Origin of the sequence: Streptomyces sp. NRRL S-1022, from assembly GCF_000720135.1 — a bacterium.
GTDB lineage: Bacteria > Actinomycetota > Actinomycetes > Streptomycetales > Streptomycetaceae > Streptomyces.
The window spans coordinates 1-3,354 of sequence record NZ_JOIU01000074.1 but is presented as its reverse complement, the minus strand read 5'-3'; the positions used below and the strand labels follow the sequence as shown (position 1 = coordinate 3,354).

The following is a 3,354-nucleotide window of genomic DNA, read 5'->3' as shown; positions in this document are numbered from 1 at the left end:
GGCCAACGCCAGCGAACACTCCCCCGCCCGCAGCGCCTGCGCCGCCAGATGGATCGCCACCAGCGACGACGAACACGCCGTGTCCACCGACACCGCCGGACCCTCCAGCCCCAGCAGATACGACACCCGCCCGGAGGTCACACTCGTCGCCGTGCCCGTCGAGAGGTAGCCCTCCAGGTCGGGCGGCTGTGCCCCGGCGCCATAGCCCGAGGACCAGATGCCGGTGAAGACGCCCGTCTGGCTGCCCCGCAACGACGCCGGATCGATCCCCGCATCCTCGAACGTCTCCCACGCCGTCTCCAACAGCACCCGCTGCTGCGGATCCATCGCCAACGCCTCACGCGGTGAGATCCCGAAGAACGCCGCGTCGAAGTCGCCGGCGGCGTCGAGGAAGCCGCCCCACCGCGTGTACGACCTCCCCGGACCACCGGCCGGATCGTAAAGACGACCCACATCCCACCCACGGTCCGAAGGGAACTCCCCCACCGCGTCCACCCCGCCCGACACCACACCCCACAACTCCTGCGCCGAGCCCACCCCACCCGGATACCGGGCCCCCAACCCCACAACCACCACCGGATCACCCGACACCGGAACCCCGACCGGCACGGGTGAGGCAGGGGCCTGGCGCCGGGCGCCGACCAGGAGGTCCCGCAGGTGGCCGGCCAGCGCGTCGGGGGTCGGGTAGTCGAAGGTCAGCGTCGCGGGCAGCCGTACCCCGGCGACCGCGGACAGGCGGTTGCGCAGTTCCACTGCGGTGAGCGAATCGAAGCCCAGGTCTTTGAAGGCCCGTTCGGCGCTGACGGCCGCCGTGTCGGTGTGTCCGAGGACCGCGGCGGTCTGGCCGCTGACCAGTTCCAGGAGGCGGCTGTGCTGCTCGGTCTCGGGCAGGGCCGCCAGTTCCCGTACCAGGCCCGGCCGGTCCGTGCGCCGGGCGGGCCTGGTACGGGTGAGGCGGCTGAGCAGGGGGCGGGTGGACGCCGCCGACAGGTCGAGGTGTGCGGGGACCAGCGCGGGATCCGCGGCGCCCAGGGCCAGGTCGAACAGTGCCAGCGCCTGGTCCGTGGGCATCGGCAGCACGCCGGCGCGGGCGAGGCGCTTGCGGTCGGTGCCGGTGAGGTGTTCGGTCAGCCCGCTGGCCTCGGCCCATTGTCCCCAGGCCAGCGACACGCCCGGCAGACCCAGGGCACGCCGGTGCACGGCGAGGGCGTCCAGGAAGGCGTTCGCGGCGGCATAGTTCGCCTGGCCCGGACCGCCCAGCACACCGGCGGCGGACGAGAAAAGCACGAATGCGCTCAGGCCGAGGTCTTTCGTCAGCTCGTGCAGGTGCCAGGCGGCATCGGCCTTGGGCCGCAGCACCTGGTCGATCCGGCCGGGCGTGAGGGATTCGACGACGCCGTCGTCGAGCACGCCGGCCGCGTGCACGACCGCGGTCAGCGGGTGCGCGGCCGGGATCGAGTCCAGTACGGCCGCCAGCGCGTCCCGGTCGGCCACGTCGCAGGCCACCACCTCGGCGTCGAAGTCCACCTCCGCCGCGGTCCTGCTGAGCAGGAGCAGGTGCCGGATGCCGTGCCGGTCGCGCAGGTGCCGGGCGACGAGGCGGCCCAGTGTTCCGGTGCCTCCGGTGATCAGCACGGTGCCGTCCGGGTCGAGCGGGCCGGGTGCCGGGGCCGCTTCGGCCCGTACCAGGCGGGCGGCGTGGGCGGCGCCGTCGCGGACGACCAGCTGCGGTTCGTCCCCGGCGACGAGGACGCGGTCGTCGGTGTCGACGAGCACGAACCGGTCCGGGTGTTCCGCCTGGGCCGCGCGGACCAGGCCCCAGACGACGCTGGACGGCAGGTCGACGGGGTCCGGTCCGACCGCCCCGCGGGTCACGACGGCCAGCCGGCCGTCCCCGTCGCGCAGGAAGTCCTGGAGCACGCCCAGCGTCTCGGCGGCGACGGTGTGCGCGGCCGCCACCGGGTCTCCTCCCGGGGGCGTGACGTGGTGGACGGCCGGGGGCTCGCCGGTGCTCTCGACGGGCACCCAGTCAAGGCGGAAGAGCTGGTTGGTCCCGGCGGCCGGCATGCCCGGTGGCCGGTGGCGCACGGTCAGCGCGTCGATCACCGCCAGCGGGCCGGACTCGTCGGCGAGCGCGACCCGGAAGGTGTCGGGGCCGGTGGGTGTGAGGCGGACCCAGGCCGTGGAGCCGGCTTCCCGCATCGACACCCCGGCGAAGGAGAACGGCAGCCGGCCGGCCGCCAGCAGGGTCAGCGGCTGGAGTGCGGCGTCGAGCAGCGCGGGGTGGAGACCGAAGCGGTCGCGGGTGTCGGCAGGCAGTGCCACCTTGGCATAGAGTTCGTCGCCCTGCCGCCGGATCTCGCGTACGCCCGCGAACACCGGCCCGTACTCGTAGCCCTGGGCGGCGAGGGTGTCGTAGAAGTCGGTCAGGTCGACGGACTCACCGGCCGGCTGCCAGGGCTCGCCGGTGTCGTACGGGTGGGGGCGGCCGCCGGTCGCGAGCATGCCGGTGGCGTGCCGCTGCCAGGTGCCGCCTGTCCGGGAGTGCACGGTGACGGGGCGCCGGCCCGTCCCGTCCGGTGCGCCGACGACGACCTGGACCGGCACGGGACCGTCCTCCGGCAGGATCATGGGGGCTTCCAGCACCAGTTCGTCCAGGACGTCGCAGCCGGCCTGCCGTCCGGCGTGCATGGCGAGTTCGACGAACACGGTGCCGGGCAGCAGCACGGAGCCCAGGACGACGTGGTCGGCCAGCCATGGCCGGGTAGCCGTCGAGAGCCGCCCCGTGAGCAGGATGCTTCGGTCCTCGGCCAGTTCGACGACGGCCCCGAGCAGCGGGTGCCCGGCCGAGTCCAGTCCCGCCGCCGACACGTCCCCCTTCGCGGGGGTGGGGTTCAACCAGTACGGCCGGTGCTGGAAGGCGTACGTCGGCAGCGGGACATGGTGGGGCTCGCCAGGGAAGACCGGCGTCCAGTCGACGGCCACGCCTTGCGTGTGCAGGCGCGCCAGGGCGAGGTGGAATTCCTGCCTGCCGCTGCCGCGGCGCAGCGTGCCGGTCACAATGCCGTCCATCACCGGCACCAGTACGGGGTGCGGGCTGACCTCCACGAACACGCCCTGCCGGCCCTGTGTCAGGGCCTGGACGGCGAGGTCGAAGCGTACGGGTTCGCGGAGGTTGCGGTACCAGTAGCCGGCGTCGAGGGCGGAGGTGTCGATCTCCTCGCCGGTGACCGTTGAGTAGAACGGGAGCACCGCCGGGCGCGGTGTGATGCCGGCCAAGTCGGTCAGCAACTGCTCGCGGATCGCCTCGACCTGGCCGGAGTGGGCGGCGTAGTTCACCGGCAGGCGGCGGGC

At 73.7% G+C, this 3,354-nt stretch carries 1 protein-coding gene; it reads right to left on the bottom strand.

Annotated features, from left to right (window positions below):
- Positions 1–3,354: SDR family NAD(P)-dependent oxidoreductase (locus IG05_RS0140740; RefSeq protein WP_030349139.1), on the bottom strand; the 3,354-nt coding region annotated here is incomplete at both ends.